This is a genomic window from Pseudomonas sp. B6002, from assembly GCF_013385985.1.
Classification (GTDB): Bacteria; Pseudomonadota; Gammaproteobacteria; order Pseudomonadales; family Pseudomonadaceae; genus Aquipseudomonas.
Map to the genome: position 1 here is coordinate 15,093 of NZ_JACAOY010000007.1, position 17,303 is coordinate 32,395.

Here is a 17,303-nt window from a genome sequence, read left to right on the forward strand (position 1 = left end):
GCTGGCGCTTTCTTGACGGACTACGTCTCAGACAGCTACAGCAACAAAATTCATGCCAGCTCAGACTTTGGCGTCAAATAACAAGCTGCTGGCATCATGAAGGCTTTGTGCGAGTTTCAAGGCGGTTTCCGAAGGGATCTGACGGATCACCTCGCCGCTTTCGGTCGCAATCACCTTGACCACCACCTGATGGGTGGAGTCATCAATCGAAAAATCCAGGTTGCGCTGGGCAGCCTGGACGAATTTGCGAATATCCGTGACCGCCTGTTCCAGGTCGGATGGTTTCGAGTCTTGCTGGGGTTGAGCCGCCACAGGCACAGGATCGACCTTGGCCTTCTGCGGGTCATTGCTCACGGGAGCAGGTGCGCTCTGCGGCGCCACTGCAGGATAAGACAGGTTCAACTTCACACTCATGTCCATGTCCAATCTCCTCATCACGCAAAAGACAAAAGGGCACGTAAACGCGCCCTTCCGTCATTCATCTACCGATGGCTATTACTGAAGCAGCTTCAGTACAGCGGACGGCAGTTGGTTGGCCTGGGACAGGATCGCAGTGGAAGCCTGTTGCAGGGTTTGTTGCTTGGTCAGCTGAGCAGTTTCAGCAGCGTAGTCAACGTCCTGGATCTGACCGCGAGCGGCGCTGGAGTTGTCTGCAATGCTCTGCAGGTTGGCAACGGTGTTGTCGAAACGGTTTTGAACAGCACCCAGACCAGCACGTTGGGAGTCGATGTCGGAGATCGCTTGAGTGATCACGTCGATCGAGTTCTGTGCGTTGGCAGCAGTGGTGATATCAGTGTTGTTAACGGTGGTTTTGGTGGAGTTGGCAGCAGTACCAGTCGCTGCGAACAGGCCAGTCACACCGGCGCCGCTCAGGGAGTAGCTGCTGGAGGAGTTCAGGGAAACTGCACCGGTAGCGATGATGGCAGTAGCAGCCAGAGCAACAGCAGTACCCGCGGTACCAGTACCGTCCAGAGTAGCAACCTTGACGCCTGCGATAGCACCGGCGTCGCCAGCGTTGAAGGTCAGGTTCTCACCGGTGTCGGACTTGACCGACAGCGCTTGAGTGGTCGAATCGTAGTTAACGCTGATGCCCAGTTTGGCAGCGTTGGACTTCAGTTGGTCAGCCAGGTCGGAAGTGCTGGTCACGCCGGTGAACTGCACTGCGGTACCGCTGCCTACTTGCAGGGTGAAGTTAGCGCTTGCTGGGGTTGCAGCAGCGATGGCAGCCGAGTCAACGGTGAACTGAGCAGTGGTGCTGGCAGTAGCAGCCAGGCCGCCTACAGCGCCGTTCATCTGAGCAGCGATCTGCTTGGCCGAAGCGCCAGCAGCGATGGTCACGCTCTTCGATTGGCCACCGCCGGTAACAGCGATCGCGCCGCCAGCAACGCCCGTTGCGCTTGGAGTAAGGCCTTGGCTCTTCAGTTGCTGCGAACCAATGTTGTTGGCTGCAACGTTACCGATGCTCATGTCGATAGTCTGGTTGGCGTTGGCGCCGACCTGGAAGGAAGTAGTACCGAAAGAACCGTCCAGCAGGTTCTTGCCACCGAAGGTGGTGGTGGTAGCGATACGAGTCAATTCAGCAGTCAGTGCTGCGTATTGAGCTTGGTTCGACTTACGGTCTTCAGCGCTTGGCGAGCCGTTAGCCGATTGCAGAGCCAGGGTACGCATGCTTTGCAGGATGTTGGTGGACTGCTGCATTGCGCCTTCAGCGGTCTGAGCAATCGAGCTACCGTCGTTGGCGTTTTTGATCGCAACGCCCAGGCCGTTGATCTGGCTGGTCAGACGGTTGGAGATTTGCAGGCCGGCCGCATCGTCTTTGGCGCTGTTGATACGCAGGCCGGAAGACAGACGCTGCATGGAAGTTTGCAGTGCGCCGGAGGCCTTGTTCAGGTTGTTCTGAACGGTCAACGAAGCAAGGTTAGTGTTTACTGTTAATGCCATGACGAAATCCTCGTGGGTGGTGTACTGCGGCTTCCGGCCCTGGCAACCGCCGGGTGTGGCCTAGAGAACCTTCGTAATAGTTATCGTCGTGAATGCACGTTGCTTGAGGACTTTTTTGAATATTTTTACTAGCACCGTGCCACCCCTTGTAATTCAAGCATTTACGATAGCCCAAAACCCCGCAATTGCTGGGTTTTTTGGCGCCAAATAAAAAACGCCCATGATTTTTCAATCATGGGCGTTTTTGTGTGCGTCACTCTTTGGGCATCACGGGCGATAGAGAATCGCCGAACCCCACGACAGGCCCACGCCAAATCCGCTGATAGCCACACGCTTCCAGTCGGCGTCCATCATGTGCTTTTCCAACAGCAGCGGAATGCTCGACGACACGGTGTTGCCGGTCTCGACCATGTCCTTGATGAACTTCTCCACCGGCGCCTCTTCGAAACGCCGGGCCACGGCGTCGACAATCGCCGCACTGCCCTGGTGGATGCAGAACGCGTCGATCTGGTCAGCCTTGAGGTCCGACTCATTGAGCAGCTCGTGCAAATGTGCCGGCACCTTGAGCAAGGCAAAGTTGAACACCTGGCGGCCGTTCATGAAAAACACACCATCGCTGACCTTCAAGTGCGGCGCGCCGGAACCGTCGGTGCCGAACTTCGACTTGCCAAGCAACCACGGCGCGTCTTCGCCCATCCAGGTGGCGGTGGCGGCATCGCCAAAGAGCATGGTGGTGTTGCGGTCTTCCGGGTCGACGATCTTGGAGTACGGGTCTGCGGTGATCAGCAGGCCGTTTTTCAGGCCGGTGGCTTCCATGAAGCCCTTCATCGCGTAGATCCCGTAGACGTAGCCGGAGCAGCCCAGGGAGATGTCGAACGCGGCCACGTGGGTCGGCAGGCCCAGTTTGTCCTGAACGATGGCGGCGGTATGCGGCAAGCCTTCTTCATCACCGTTCTGGGTCACGACGATCACGGCGTCGATGGACTCGCGCTTCAACTCGGGGTTGTTGGCAAACAAGGCGTTGACCGCCTCGACGCACAGATCGGAGGTTTCCTGCGCAGCATCCTTGCGCGGCAGGAACGCCGAACCGATCTTGCCGATGATGAATTCTTCATCCTTGGCGAATTTGGCACCCTGGGCGTAGTTGTCGACCCCGTCTGCCGGCACGTAACTGGCGATGCTTTTTATGCCAATCATTGTGGCTTCCCAATACTAAATAGCTGGAGAACACCCCTCGGGCTACGCCGGGGATGCTGACAATAAAAGGGGATAACCCCGTAAAAATCTCGCTGAAAGCCGCCCCGCAAGGACCCTGTGACGACTTATCCTTTTCACACGATACAGTGAAGATGCGCTTTATGACTCACAGGTCACTCAATTTTGTGCGCTTTATGCAAAACCCTGCAACATTCCTGGCGCCAGAAACGACAACGGCCCACCCTGTTGCCAGGGTGGGCCGCTTGGTTGTGCGCCCTTTACATGCGGCTGAACAGGCTCAACTGGGAGATTTTCACGAAGGCCAGCTGCGAGGCTTGCAGCATGGTTTGCTGCAAGGTCAGGTCGATAGCCGCCTGCCCCATGTCCACGTTCGCCAGTGACGACATGGTGGAGGTGTTGGCCAGGCCCAGGCTGGTGTTCTCCTGGCTCTGCACATCCAGGGCGTTCTGCCGCGCCCCGATCGAGCCGCGCACCTGATCGATCTGCGCCGTGGCATTACCCAGGTTGGCGACGGAGGTGTTCAACACGTCCTTGAGGTTGTTCTTGGCAACCTGGTCGCCATCGGCCGGTGTCAGCAGGGCCTTGCGCAAATTGCCCAGGGTATCCAGGGCATTCATGTTCTTGTTGCTGGTGGCGCCGACCGAGAATTGGTCGCCCGCCCCCGGCGTGCCGCTGATGCCGAAGGTGACGCCGGCCGTGGTGATCGACGTCGCGCCCGCCGCGATGGTGCCGCTGGCAATCGCCTTGCTGTTGGCGCTGTAAGGCTGGGCGAACACCTGGTAATCGGTGCCGCTGGTGAACTTGATGACCGCACCCGAGTTCGGGAAGGTGCTGGAGTACGCCGCCTGGTCCGTCACGCTGCCACCGGTCAACTGCGCCGTCGACGCATTGCTGGCCGTGCGCGAGACGCTGAAGCTGTCCGGCTTGCTTTCCAGCGTGAATTCCCTGCCCGCCACCAAGGCATCGGAAGGCGCGCCCGTCGAGACATTCGACCCCAGGTTCAGGGTGATATCGAACTTGACCCCGCGCAGGTTGACGCTGGAAGCGCCCTCCTTGGTGGCATCGAACGTACCGTTGCCGGTGATCTCGGAGGTCACGTCGTTGCCGTCTTTGTCGGTGACGCTGTATTGGGTGCTGCTGGCGAACGTCAGCTTGTAAGGCTGGCCATCGGCAAAATTCTTGGTGTACGCCGTGCCGGAGGTGACCAGGCCCGCCGAGATCGAGACCTTGCCGTCATTGACCGTGGGCGGAATCACCGTCGCCTGGGTGCGCCCAGCGTTGGTGGAACTCTCCAGCAACGTCTTGCCGGTGTCGCCTGCGGTGATCGACAGGTTGCTGCCCACTTGCAGGCTCAGCGGCGTCTCGTCGCCCTGATAGCTGTAGGTGCCGTCATTGTTGCGGGTGTACGGCGGCGTATCGGTCTTGGTGCCCGAGAACATGTAGTTGCCGTTGGAATCCTTGGAGTTGAGCAAGCCCAACACCTGATCCTCAATCGCGCCGACCTGGGCTGCAATTGCCTTGCGGTCATCATTGCTGAGCTGCATGTTACCAGCTTGCAACGCCAGGCCCTGGGCCGTTTGCATGGCGGTATTGATGCTTTGCAGCACGCTCTCTTCGTTGGTCAGCGAGTTTTGCAGGCTGGTGATGTTGCCGGTGTACTGGCCCAGCATGTCTTTTTGCTGTTGCAGCAACAGCAACTGAGCGGCCGCCACAGGATCGTCCGCGGCGGTCTGTACACGCACGCCGGTCGTCGCCTGGTTCTGGGCCGCGACCACGCCAGAATAGTTCTTCTGATAATCGCTGGAGCTGGTGCTGAAATATTGCTCTGTAGAGATACGCATCGTTCCAGACTCCTTTAAAGGGCGTTGATCAGTGTGCTGAAGGTTTCTTGCGCGGCCTTGATGATCTGCGACGACGCGGTGTAGTACTGCTGGAACTTGATCATGTCGCCCGCCTCCTCATCCAGGTTGACCTGGGACACGGAGTTGCTGGCCGCCTTGTTCGCCGCCAGCAACGCGCCGGTGGCCGTGCTGTCAGTGTTGGCCTGGGCCGCCTTGGAGCCCACCTGCGACACCAGTCGGCTGTTGGCGCTGACTAGGCTCATGCCCGCATTGCCATCCACCGCACCCACGGTCGCCTTGGTCTGCAGCCCCAGCAGTTCCTGGGCGTTACGGCCATCGGAGGTGGCGCCGCTGTTGAACGAGAAGGTGGTGCTGTCGTCCTTGGCTGGCGAACCGCCCACCGAGGTATCGAAACTGAAGCTCTTGCCCGGGATCAGCGCGCCGGACGCATCACGCATCGGCACGTTGATGGTGATCTTGTTGGCCTGCCCCGGGATGATGCTGCCGGTGCCGATCGGGTTGCCCTGAGCGTCGCTGATTTTGTACGACTGCGTACCATCGGCGGCCACGGCGCCATAGACCATTTTTACCGGCATCGAGTTTTCGATCCCGGTGCGCAACTGCGCGGTATCGGCGCCGCCGTTGATATCGATCGGCAGCGTCAAGGTCGGCGGCGTGAACGTGCCCGTGCCGGTGTTGGTCTTGCTGGCGTTGCCGGCCAGTGCCCCGGCGTACGCGATTTTGTTCGGGTCCTTGAGCTCAACACTGATATTGCTGGCCCCGGTGGCCGTCGGGCTGACCTTGAAGCTGTCACCAGCCGCCATTGGGCCTTTGCCATCGAGCGCCAATGTGAAACCGTCGATCACGGGTGGCGGCGTGGTCGTGGTGTCGAACGACCCCATGGCCTTGCCGTCGGAACGCACGACGTTGTATTGGTTGCCACTGGTGAAAGTGACCTTGTAGTCGAAGGTCGACAGCTTGCTGCTGTCGGCAATCGTCACGTTCAGGTTGCCGGAGCCTGCGCTGTTACCCGCGGCCGCCTGGCTGCGCTGGGAGATCGCTGCCGCACTGTTGATATCACCGAACAACGAACTGCCGAAGTCACTGTTCAGGTCCAGGCCCTGGCCCAGCTGGCGGTTGACGGTGTCAGCGGTGGCAATGGCGATGCGGCCCAAGTCGTTGATCGCCGGCATCAGCACGTCGCTGCGATAACGCAACAGGCCGCCAATGCTGCCACCGGTGACCACCGAACCGATGTCCATCGCGGTGTCGCCCATGTTCAGCTGAATGGTGTACTGGCTGTTGTCGGTCTTGCTCGGCACCGCCGAAATCGGGTTGGAAATACCACCCTCAACCAGCGACTGGCCGGTACCGGTGGTGATGCTCAGTTGGCCGTTTTTCTCGGTGGCCGTCACGCCGATCAATTCATTGAGCGAGCGCACCGCTTCGTTGCGCGCATCCAGCAGGTTGTTCGGCGCACTGTTGGAGGTACCGCTCGCCTGGGCGATCTGGTTGTTCAGCGAGGCAATCGACGACGTCAGCGAATTGACCTGATCGCTCATGGTCTTGAGCTGGCTGTTGATCGTTTCTTTCTGCTGGGTCAGCTGCGTGGAAATCGAGTTGAAACGGTTGCTCAAGGTCTGCGCGCTGGTCAGCAGCAATTGCCGGGCGGAAATGTCCGAAGGGTTGGCGGCGGACGTTTGCAGCGCTGAGAAAAACGCACTGAGGGCCGGGGACATGCCGGTGGACTTGTCCGACAGGGTCTTGTCGACCGCAGCAGCCTGGCCCGCATAGGCGGTGGCGTCGCTGTTGAGCGCGGTACTGCTCTGGTAGGCAGCACCGAGGAAATCGTTATAAATGCGGCGCACATCCGCCAGGGTCGTACCGCTGCCGATGTAGACACCGCCGTACTGGTTCGACGCACTGGTGTTCTGGGTGGTCTGCTGGCGCGAGTATCCCGGGGTGTTGACGTTGGCAATGTTGTTACTCAGGACCGACAGCGATCCTTGAGCGGCGTTGAGCCCCGACATCCCGATATTGAGCAAACTCATGATTCAGACCTTATAAATGAGTGGATGCGCCCGCGGCAGCGTAGTTCTGGTAGCTGTTCATCGTTTTTGCGATCTGCGAAATCTTGCTGGCGTAGTCCGGGTCGGTTGCATAACCGGCTTTTTGCAACTCGCGTACAAACTGTTCCGGGTTGTCGGCCGATTTCACAACTTCTTTATAGCGATCATTGCTTTGCAGCAACGTCACCAAGTCGTGGAAGCTGTCCTGATAGGAGTTGTAGGAACGGAACTGCGCCGTCTCCTTGACCATCGCCCCATCGCGAAACTCGCTGGTGATCGCGCGGGCCTGGCCGCCCTGCCAGCTCTGCCCGGCCTTGATGCCGAACAGGTTGTGGCTGCTGCTGCCATCTTCGGCACGCATCACCGATTTGCCCCAACCGGTTTCCAGGGCCGCCTGGGCCACCAGGTACTTCGGATCGACGCCGATGCGCGCCGCCGCGGCCTTGGCCATCGGCAACATGGTGGCGACGAATTCATCCTGCGAGCTGAACGCCTTCTTCGCTGGCGCCAGCGGTGGCTGGGCAATGGCGCGGCCGTAGACCTGCATCTGGCCTTTTGGCGCGACGGCAAACCCGCGCGCGGCACTGTTGATCACGTTGTCGGCCGCCGCGCTGTTACGCAGCGGCACGGCGTTGTTGACCGTGGTGGCGTCGGTGTTCGGCACGATGCCGGCCAACAGCCGATCGGTCAGCTTGCTCGGCAAGGAGATACGCCGCTGGTTCATCAGCGCCACATCGTTGATATGGGACACGCCCCCCTCGGGCACCGCCACGCGGTACGCCCACAGCGGGCGCTGGCCATTGGAGCGACCCAACGGGCCATCAGCTTTGGTGCCTGCGGCAATCGCGGTCGGCACGTCGACTTTCTTCGCCGGCTCCGCCGTTGCGGGGCCTTGCAAAGTGGCGGCCTGAGGGTCCACCGGTTTGTTCTTCTGCATCTGGCGCATCAACACGTCAGCCAGGCCGATACCGCCGCCCTCGCGTGACATGGAGACCGCCAGTTGCTGGTCGTACATTTCCTGGTACTGCTTGGCCGCCGGGGTGTTCAGCGGGTTGTCCTTGCCCAGCGCTTCGGTGGCCGAGCGCGCTGACTTGAGCATCTCGCTCAAGAACAACGATTCGAACTCCTGCGCCACCTTGCGCATGTTCGCGTCGCTGTTCTTGTCGGCACCGACCTTGAGCTGGTTCAGCCGGTTCAGGTCGGAGTAAGACCCCGAGTCCGCCGTGCTGGTCAGCCCGCTTTTGCGCATATCCATAGCCATGGCCTTAGATCACGATCAGGTCGGCTTGCAGGGCGCCGGCCTGTTTCAAGGCTTCAAGGATCGCCATCAAGTCGCCGGGCGCTGCGCCCACCTGGTTCACCGCACGGACAATCTCATCCAGGGTGGTGCCGGGGCCGAACTTGAACATCGGCTTGGCTTCTTGCTGGGCATTGACCCGTGAGCGCGGTACCACGGCAGTCTGGCCATTGGACAACGGGCCAGGCTGGCTGACGATCGGGTCTTCGGTGATGGTCACCGTCAGGCTGCCGTGGGTCACCGCGGCCGGCGACACCTTGACGTTCTGGCCGATCACGATGGTGCCGGTGCGCGAATTGATGATGACCTTGGCCACCGCTTGGCCCGGGTCGACCTCAAGGTTTTCCAGGATCGACAGGTAGTCGACACGCTGGCTTGGGTCCAGCGGTGCTGTTACGCGGATCGAACCGCCGTCGATGGCTTGCGCCACGCCAGGGCCGAGCATGTCGTTGATCTTGTCGACCACACGCTTGGCGGTGGTGAAGTCCGAACGGTTGAGGTTCAGGGTCAGGCTGTTGCCCTGGTTGAAACCGCTCGGCACGGTGCGTTCAACGGTGGCGCCGCCCGGAATACGACCGGCCGACGGCACGTTGACGGTGATCTTCGAGCCGTCACGGCCCTCGGCGTCAAAGCCGCCCACCACCAGGTTGCCCTGGGCGATGGCGTAGACGTTGCCGTCGATACCCTTGAGCGGCGTCATCAGCAAGGTGCCGCCACGCAGGCTCTTGGAGTTACCGATGGACGACACGGTAATGTCCACCACCTGACCCGGCTTGGAGAATGCCGGCAAATCAGCACTGATCGACACGGCAGCGACGTTTTTCAACTGCACGTTGCCCGATCCCGGCGGCACCTTGATGCCGAACTGCGACAGCATGTTGTTGAAGGTCTGCAAGGTGAACGGGGTCTGGGTGGTCTGGTCACCCGTACCGTTGAGCCCCACCACCAGGCCGTAGCCGATCAACTGGTTGGAGCGCACGCCCGAGATGCTGGCGATGTCTTTCAGGCGCTCGGCCTGGGCGACTGCGCTCAGGGACAACAGCAATGCCGCTGCCATCAGCTGTTTGAGGTTCAAGATGATCACCTAGAAAGGGAACAGCGGGCTAAGGAAGAAACGGTCGAACCAGCCCGGCTGACTCGCATCAGCAAACGAACCCGTACCCGAGTAGGTAATGCGCGCATCGGCAATCCGCGTGGACGGCACGGTGTTGTCGGTGGCGATGTCATCGGCGCGGACCATGCCGGCGATGCGCACCAACTCGTCGCCGGTGTTGAGGGTCATCCACTTTTCACCACGCACCGCGATGATGCCGTTGGGCAGCACGTCGGCCACGGTCACGGTGATCGAACCGGTCAAGGTGTTGCCCTGCGCCGCCGCGCTCTTGCCGTTGGTGGCACGGTCGCCGCTGTAGCCGGCGCTCAGGCTCAGATCACCGCTGCCCAACGGGTTGTTGGTGTTGGGCACGGCGCCAAACAGCGAGGTCAGGCCGATGCCGGTCTTGCTGGTCTTGTCGATCTGCGAGTTGGCGTTCTTGCTGGCCTGGGTCTTCTCGTTCAGGGTGATGGTGATGATGTCACCGACCCTGAACGCCTTGCGGTCGCTGTACAGGTTCTGTTCGAAACCGGCCTGGTAGATCGAGCCATTGTTGGCCGCCGCCGGCAACGGTGTGCGTGGCAACACCGGCGCGTAGTACGGGTCATTGGGTTTCGGCGTCGGGGCGACACAGCCCGCGAGCACGGCGATCCCACTCAATGCCAGAACAGAAACATAGCGATTCATGACCCTTACCTCACGGTGTTGCAGGCGCCAGAAAAGGCGCCCCATAGACTTGATTACAGATTCTGCGTTACGAACGAAAGCATCTGGTCGGCGGTGGAGATCACCTTGGAGTTCATCTCGTAGGCGCGCTGGGTGGTGATCATGTTGACCATCTCCTCAACCGTGCTCACGTTGGAGGTTTCCAGGGTGCTTTGCAGCGTGGTGCCGAAACCGTTCAGGCCCGGGGTGCCGATTTGCGGCGCGCCGCTGGAAGCGGTTTCGAGGAACAGGTTGTTACCGATGGCTTGCAGGCCGGCCGGGTTGATGAAGTCGGCGGTCTGCAGGTTGCCGATCACTTGCGAAGCCGGGTTGCCGGCAACGGTGATGGACACGGTGCCGTCGTTGCCGACGGTAAAGGTCTGGGCGTTGTTCGGCACGACAATGGCCGGTTCCAGGGCGAACCCGTTGGCGGTCACGACTTGGCCGTTGGCGTCCAGGTGGAAGGTACCGTCACGGGTGTAAGTGGTGGTGCCGTCCGGCTGCAGGATCTGGAAGAAGCCCTTGCCGTTGATGGCCATGTCCAGCGGCTGGCCGGTCTGTTGCAGGTTACCGGCGCTGAAGTTCTTCTGGGTGCCGACGATCTGCACGCCGGTACCCAATTGCAGGCCCGACGGCAGTTCGCTGTCCTGGGTCGATTGGGCGCCCGGCTGCTTCTTGATCTGATAGAGCAAGTCCTGGAACTCGGCACGGTCACGTTTGAAACCCGTGGTGGACACGTTGGCCAAGTTGTTGGAAATGGTGGTCAGGTTGGTGTCCTGGGCGGACAAACCGGTTTTGGCAACCCATAGAGCCGGAAGCATGCTGTTCTCCTTCGTGCGCCTGTTTGTTGGCGCTGCGCTGCAAAATTAGTGGTTCAACGAGGCCGCAATCAGCTCATCGACAGAACGCGGGTCATGGCCTGGTCGTCTTCTTTAGCGCTGTTCATCATCTTGATGTGCAGCTCAAATTGCTTGGAAAGCGCCAGTACCGCTGTCATCTCTTCAACCGCGTTCACGTTGCTCGCCTGCAGGAAACCCGAGGTCAACCGCACGTTCGCGTCGGCTTGGGCAGGCTGGCCATCCTTGGTGTGGATGGTGCCGTCCAGGCCTTTATTCAGATTCTTGGGGTCGGGCTGGACCAGCTTGATGCGGTCCACTTCAGCCATCACCCGTGGGCCTTCGCCCATGGCGCGGATGCTGACGGTGCCGTCGGCGCCCACTTCGATTTTCTGCTGGGGCGGCACGGCAATCGGGCCACCGTTGCCCATGATCGGCATGCCGTTGCCGGCCCGCAGCACGCCCAGTGCATCCACGTTCATGCTGGCGCTGCGTACGTAGGCTTCGCCGCCGTCGGGGGTTTGCACCGCCATCCAGCCATCGCCGTTGACCGCCACGTCGAGGTCGCGGCCGGTTTCAATCATCGCGCCAGGAGCAAAGTCGGTGGCCGGCCGTTCGGTCATGGCAAACGCCCGCGCCGGAAAGCTGTCACCGAACACCGGCATCGAACGCGCCTGTTCCAGGTCGCGTTGAAAACCGTTGGTGGAAATGTTCGCCAGGTTGTTGGCATGGGCCTTCTGCGCCAGAGCATTCTGGCTGGCGCCGGTCATTGCCACATAAAGGTACTTGTCCACGCTCTTTCCTCTTTCTGACGGACGCTTGCCGCCCACCGCTGTACTGAGGAGGCTTAAGCAATTTGCGAACCAACTTTTTAAAAGGCGGAGAAGTCCAGGCGGGGCGGGGGTTTGCGGGCGGGTGTGAAGATCTGATGGTCGAACGAGAGTCGAAAAAACGGCGGACTCCTGCCGCCTGCGGCAAGCCCCGTCCTTGAAAACGACAAAGATCAACTGTGGGAGCTGGCTTGCCTGCGATGGCGGTCAGTCAGTGAAGCATGCGGGGACTGACACACCGCCATCGCAGGCAAGCCAGCTCCCACAGTTTTTAACCGCGCTCAGACTTGAGGATTTCGTAATCACGCAGCTTGTTGGCGATGGTGGTGTGGGAGACCCCCAGGCGCTTGCCCAGCTGTCGGCTGCTGGGATGCTCGGCATACAAACTTTCCAGAACAGCCTTTTCGAACCGCCCGACAATCTCTTCCAATCCACCCTCAAGCGAGAAATCGCCAAGCGGCTGACGCACGCCATAATCCGGCAGGCGAATATGCTCAGCCTTGACGGTACCGCCGTCACACAGCGACACCGCCTGGAACAGCACGTTTTCCAGCTGCCGCACATTACCCGGCCAATGGTAGTGACTGAGACGCTCCATCGCCGCAGGGGCCAGCTTGGGCAGCGGGCAGCCGATCTGGCGGCTGGCCTGATCGAGGAAGTGCTCGACCAGCGGCGCCAGGCCATCCAGGCATTCGCGCAGTGGCGGGATGTGCAGCGACAGCACGTTCAGACGGTGATACAGGTCCTGGCGAAACTCACCGCGAGCGCATAGCTCAGACAAATCCATCTGAGTCGCACAAATCACCCGCACATCCAGGTACACCTCTTCATCACTGCCGACGCGGCGGAAGCAACCGTCCTGCAGAAAGCGCAGCAACTTCACCTGCAAACGCGCACTCATTTCGCCGACGCCATCGAGAAACAGCGTACCGCCTGCCGTCAGCTCCAGCAGCCCGAGCTTGCCTTCGGCCCGGGCACCTTCAAATGCACCCGGGCCATAGCCGAACAATTCGGTCTCGGCCATCGACTCCGGCAGGCCCGCGCAGTTGAGCGCCATCAGCGGCGACTGCCCACGCGGGCTGGCCAGGTGACACGCCCGCGCCAACAGTTCCTTGCCGGTGCCGGTTTCGCCTTCTATTAATAGCGGCGCATCCAGCGGTGCCATGCGCCGCGCTTCACGGACCACGGCCGCCATGACCTTGGAACTCTGGAAGATACTGTCGAAGCCGCGCAGCTCCTGCTTGCGCACGTTGTAGATACGCTCACCGACGCGGTCGGCACGGTGCAGGGTCAGTACGGCGCCGGCCATGGCTTCACTGTCATCGTGTTCGGAGGATTGCAGCGGCGCGATGTCCGCCAGGAATACGTCACCCTTGACCTTGACCCGCAGGCCGTTGATCCGCGATTTACTGGCACGTACCAGCTCGGGCAAGTCGAAATCCTCGGCGTAGCGCGACAACGGAATGCCCGGCACCTCGTCGACCCGCACGCCGAGCAACTGTGCCGCCGCACGGTTGGCAGCGACGATGGAGCCACCCATGTCGATCGACAACACCGGAAACTCCAGGGCACCGAGCAACGCATTGAGCTCCATGTGCCGCCGCTCGCTGGGCATCAGCCCTACCCGCTTGACGCCAAACACCCCGGCAATCGCCTCGAATTGCGGGCGCAACGCCTGGAACTGCATGTTCACCAGGTTCGGGCAGAACAGATAGATGGCATTGCCATGCTCGCCCCCCACCTCGCCCTTGGCGACGTTGACGCCGTACTCCACCAGCAGGTTGAGGATGTCCCGCAGGATGCCGATGCGGTTCTGGCAGTGCACTTTGATACGCATGAAAAGGCCCGAAAAGTGGGAAGGCGCCGCGTCTTTTTGCCGCTGGGCGCAGATAGTCGTCAAGATTATGTGACAGCTTGTGTGCTTTTCCCAGCCCAATCCAACGACGAGCGCCACAAACGTAACGAAAACTTTACGAATATCGGTAACTTTTCCTACGGACACACGCGGCAGGTAGATGGAATCTCTCCCACCAAGGGGTATCAATACGCTCATAGCAGGACATAACAAGAACGAATGCCTAGCAGGAGAGCCGTATGAAGCAGACGCAGTACGTGGCCCGCGAGCCCGATGCGCAAGGTTTTATCCACTACCCGCCGGAAGAACATGCGGTGTGGAACACCCTGATCACTCGCCAGTTGAAAGTGATCGAGGGACGCGCCTGCCAGGAATACCTGGACGGCATCGACAAGCTGGGCCTGCCCCTGGATCGCATCCCGCAACTGGGTGAAATCAACCAAGTGCTGGCCGAGACCACCGGCTGGCAAGTGGCCCGCGTGCCGGCGCTGATCCCCTTCCAGACCTTCTTCGAATTGCTCGCCAGCAAGCAGTTTCCGGTGGCGACCTTTATTCGCACTCGCGAGGAATTGGACTACCTGCAAGAGCCGGACATTTTCCACGAGATCTTTGGCCACTGCCCGCTGCTGACCAACCCCTGGTTCGCCGAATTCACCCACACCTACGGCAAGCTCGGCTTGGCGGCGACCAAGGAGCAACGGGTGTACCTGGCGCGCCTGTACTGGATGACCATCGAATTTGGCCTGGTGGACACGCCCCAGGGCCGGCGCATCTATGGGGGCGGCATCCTGTCGTCGCCCAAGGAGACGGTGTACAGCCTGTCGTCCGAGCCCGAGCACCAATCCTTCGACCCGCTGGAGGCGATGCGCACGCCGTATCGCATCGACATCCTGCAGCCCCTGTACTTTGTCCTGCCTGAACTCAAGCGCCTGTTCGACGTGGCGCAGGAAGACATCATGGGCATGGTGGAACGCGGCATGCATCTGGGTTTGCACGCACCAAAATTCCCGCCCAAACCCAAAGCTGCGTGAACCTTACGTTTTGCGGCCAGGTGAGTCTGTTCCCTGGCCGCGCGTTGCTTTAGGGTGACGCTACTGATCTTCATACATTCGAATTCAGGACACCTACATGACCACCTTGAACCAAGCCCACTGCGAAGCCTGCCGCGCCGACGCCCCACAAGTCAGCGATGAAGAGTTGCCGGTACTGATCAAGCAGATCCCCGACTGGAACATCGAAGTACGCGATGGCGTGATGCAGCTGGAAAAGGTTTTCCTGTTCAAGAACTTCAAGTTCGCCCTGGCCTTCACCAATGCCATGGGTGAGATCTCCGAAGCCGAAGGCCATCACCCAGGCCTGCTCACCGAATGGGGCAAGGTCACCGTGACCTGGTGGAGCCACTCCATCAAGGGCCTGCACCGCAACGACTTCATCATGGCCGCGCGCACCGACGACGTGGCCAAGGACGCCGAGGGCCGCAAGTAATGCATTTTGATGCCATTGGCCGTGTGCCCGGCGACCCGATCCTGGGCTTGATGGACCTGTATGCCCAGGACAAAAACCCGAACAAGTTCGACCTGGGCGTGGGCGTCTACAAGGACGACCAGGGCCTGACGCCTATCCCCCGCTCGGTGAAGCTCGCCGAGCAGCGCCTGGTGGACACGCAAACCACCAAGACCTACATCGGCGGCCACGGCAACGCGGCCTTCGGCTCGCTGATCAGCCAACTGGTACTGGGCGCCGATTCGCCGCTGATCCGCGACCGCCGTGCCGGTGCCAGCCAGACCCCGGGCGGCACCGGGGCCCTGCGCCTGAGTGCCGACTTCATCGCCCAGCACCTGCCGGGCCGTGGCGTGTGGTTGAGCAACCCAACGTGGCCGATCCACGAAACCATCTTTGCCAAGGCCGGGCTCAAGGTCAGCCATTACCCCTACGTGGGCACTGACAACCGCCTGGATGTGCAGGCGATGCTGGCCACGCTGTCCAAGGTGCCAGAGGGCGATGTAGTGCTGCTGCACGCCTGCTGCCATAACCCGACCGGTTTCGACCTGTCCCAGGACGACTGGCGCCAGGTGCTGCAGATCGTGCGCGAGCGCCGACTGCTGCCGCTGATCGACTTTGCCTACCAGGGCTTTGGCGACGGCCTGGAGCGGGATGCGTGGGCGGTGCGTTTGTTCGCGGCAGAATTGCCGGAAGTGCTGGTCACCAGTTCGTGCTCGAAGAATTTCGGGCTGTACAGCGACCGCGTTGGCGCGTTGATCGTGTGTGCGGCGAATGCCGAGAAGCTGACGGATGTGCGCAGCCAACTGGCAAACATCGCGCGCAACCTGTGGTCGACGCCGCCGGACCATGGCGCGGCTGTGGTCGCGACCATCCTCGGCGATGCCGAGCTCAAGGCGTTGTGGAGTGGTGAAGTCGAAGCCATGCGTTCGCGGATCGCGCAGTTGCGCTCCGGGCTGGTGGAGGCGTTGGCGCCACACGGGCTGGCCGAGCAGTTCGCACACATTGGTGCGCAACGCGGAATGTTTTCCTATACCGGCCTGAGTGCCGAACAGGTCAAGCAACTGCGTGAAAAGCACAGCGTGTACATGGTGAGTTCGGGCCGGGCCAACGTGGCAGGGGCTGATGCCACGCGGCTGGCGTTGCTGGCCGAGGCCATTGCTGACGTCTGCAACTGACGAAACTCAATCTAAATGTGGGAGCTGGCTTGCCTGCGATAGCGGTGTTTCAGTCGACATCTCTGTTGGATGTGACACCGTTATCGCAGGCAAGCCAGCTCCCACATTTTTGTCCGTGTGAATCCTTCAGCCTGTGACCATCTCGGCTTTGAGCTGCGCCTCTTTCGCCTGGGCATCCGCCAATCGATACAACTCGATACTGCCATCCCAGTGTTCGATCAACGCCGTGCACGACTCCACCCAGTCCCCGCAATTGAGGTAATCCACCTCGCCCACCTTGCGAATCTCTGCATGGTGGATATGCCCGCACACCACGCCATGCAGTTCACGCTTGGTCACTTCGTGGGCGATGGCTTCTTCGAAGTCGCTGATGAAACTCACCGCCGTCTTGACCTTGTGCTTGAGGTAAGCCGACAGCGACCAGTAACCGTAGCCATAGCGTGCGCGCCAGTGATTGAGCCAGCGATTGAGCGTGAGGGTGAACTCGTAGGCCGAGTCGCCGAGGAACGCGAGCCAACGGTGGTAGCGCGTGATGACATCGAACTGATCACCGTGGATCACCAACAGATGCCGACCATCGGCAGTCACGTGCACCGCTTCGTCCACCAACTGGATATTGCCCAGGATCAGCTTGGAATAGCGGCGCAGGAATTCGTCATGGTTGCCGGTGACGTAGATCACTTCGGTACCGCGCTTGGCCATGGTCAGCAGGCGGCGGATCACGTTGGTGTGGGCCTGGGGCCAATACATGCCGCCGCGCATTTTCCAGCCATCGATGATGTCGCCCACCAAGTACACCTTATCGGCATGGTAGCCCTTGAGGAAATGCGACAAATGTTCGGCCTGGCAATCCCGGGTGCCCAGGTGCACGTCGGAAATCCACAGGGTACGAACCCGTTGTTTGCGGCTGGGCTTGGCGAACTCGGCACTGGTCATGGGC

At 60.7% G+C, this 17,303-nt stretch carries 15 protein-coding genes; 3 read left to right on the top strand and 12 right to left on the bottom strand.

Annotation, left to right across the window (positions count from 1 at the left end; genetic code table 11):
• Positions 1 to 60: 60 nt before the first annotated feature.
• From HX792_RS11335 to HX792_RS11385, 11 genes are all read right to left on the bottom strand, one after another.
• Positions 61 to 420 (bottom strand): flagellar protein FlaG, encoded by a 360-nt coding sequence (locus HX792_RS11335; protein ID WP_176996197.1) that lies wholly within the window; start codon positions 418 to 420, stop codon positions 61 to 63.
• Between the two features lie 75 nt (positions 421 to 495).
• Positions 496 to 1,941, bottom strand: a complete 1,446-nt coding sequence (locus HX792_RS11340; RefSeq protein ID WP_176996198.1) for a flagellin — start codon at positions 1,939 to 1,941, stop codon at positions 496 to 498.
• A 267-nt stretch (positions 1,942 to 2,208) separates the two neighbouring features.
• Complete coding sequence (locus HX792_RS11345) at positions 2,209 to 3,138, bottom strand: ketoacyl-ACP synthase III (protein WP_176996199.1); 930 nt, start codon at positions 3,136 to 3,138, stop codon at positions 2,209 to 2,211.
• Between the two features lie 278 nt (positions 3,139 to 3,416).
• Entirely contained in the window at positions 3,417 to 5,000 is a 1,584-nt protein-coding gene (locus HX792_RS11350) for a flagellar hook-associated protein 3 (protein WP_176996200.1), read from the bottom strand.
• 14 nt (positions 5,001 to 5,014) lie between these two features.
• Positions 5,015 to 7,051 (bottom strand): flagellar hook-associated protein FlgK, encoded by a 2,037-nt coding sequence (flgK, locus tag HX792_RS11355; protein WP_176996201.1) that lies wholly within the window; start codon positions 7,049 to 7,051, stop codon positions 5,015 to 5,017.
• A gap of 10 nt (positions 7,052 to 7,061) precedes the next feature.
• On the bottom strand, positions 7,062 to 8,330 hold the full coding sequence (gene flgJ, locus HX792_RS11360; RefSeq protein ID WP_176996202.1) for a flagellar assembly peptidoglycan hydrolase FlgJ: 1,269 nt from the start codon (positions 8,328 to 8,330) through the stop codon (positions 7,062 to 7,064).
• Positions 8,331 to 8,334: 4 nt separating this feature from the next.
• Positions 8,335 to 9,423 (bottom strand): flagellar basal body P-ring protein FlgI, encoded by a 1,089-nt coding sequence (locus HX792_RS11365; protein WP_176996377.1) that lies wholly within the window; start codon positions 9,421 to 9,423, stop codon positions 8,335 to 8,337.
• A gap of 27 nt (positions 9,424 to 9,450) precedes the next feature.
• Positions 9,451 to 10,146, bottom strand: coding sequence for a flagellar basal body L-ring protein FlgH (gene flgH, locus HX792_RS11370; protein ID WP_176996203.1), 696 nt, complete (start codon positions 10,144 to 10,146; stop codon positions 9,451 to 9,453).
• 53 nt (positions 10,147 to 10,199) lie between these two features.
• The gene (gene flgG / locus HX792_RS11375; protein WP_176996204.1) at positions 10,200 to 10,985 is read right to left on the bottom strand and encodes a flagellar basal-body rod protein FlgG; all 786 of its coding nucleotides are present in this window, start codon (positions 10,983 to 10,985) and stop codon (positions 10,200 to 10,202) included.
• Positions 10,986 to 11,053: 68 nt separating this feature from the next.
• Positions 11,054 to 11,794, bottom strand: a complete 741-nt coding sequence (locus HX792_RS11380) for a flagellar basal body rod protein FlgF (protein WP_176996205.1) — start codon at positions 11,792 to 11,794, stop codon at positions 11,054 to 11,056.
• Positions 11,795 to 12,101: 307 nt separating this feature from the next.
• The gene (locus HX792_RS11385) at positions 12,102 to 13,667 is read right to left on the bottom strand and encodes a sigma-54-dependent transcriptional regulator (RefSeq protein WP_176996206.1); all 1,566 of its coding nucleotides are present in this window, start codon (positions 13,665 to 13,667) and stop codon (positions 12,102 to 12,104) included.
• A 257-nt stretch (positions 13,668 to 13,924) separates the two neighbouring features.
• On the opposite strand from HX792_RS11385, the gene phhA reads away from it, so the two are divergent.
• From phhA to HX792_RS11400, 3 genes are all read left to right on the top strand, one after another.
• Positions 13,925 to 14,716 (top strand): phenylalanine 4-monooxygenase, encoded by a 792-nt coding sequence (phhA, locus tag HX792_RS11390; RefSeq protein ID WP_176996207.1) that lies wholly within the window; start codon positions 13,925 to 13,927, stop codon positions 14,714 to 14,716.
• A gap of 97 nt (positions 14,717 to 14,813) precedes the next feature.
• Positions 14,814 to 15,170, top strand: a complete 357-nt coding sequence (locus tag HX792_RS11395; protein WP_105523117.1) for a 4a-hydroxytetrahydrobiopterin dehydratase — start codon at positions 14,814 to 14,816, stop codon at positions 15,168 to 15,170.
• Positions 15,170 to 16,363, top strand: coding sequence for an amino acid aminotransferase (locus HX792_RS11400; protein WP_176996208.1), 1,194 nt, complete (start codon positions 15,170 to 15,172; stop codon positions 16,361 to 16,363). The genes HX792_RS11395 and HX792_RS11400 overlap by 1 nt, the downstream gene beginning before the upstream one ends.
• A gap of 126 nt (positions 16,364 to 16,489) precedes the next feature.
• On the opposite strand, the gene HX792_RS11405 is transcribed toward HX792_RS11400, so the two are convergent.
• Complete coding sequence (locus HX792_RS11405; protein ID WP_176996209.1) at positions 16,490 to 17,299, bottom strand: UDP-2,3-diacylglucosamine diphosphatase; 810 nt, start codon at positions 17,297 to 17,299, stop codon at positions 16,490 to 16,492.
• Positions 17,300 to 17,303 lie beyond the last annotated feature (4 nt).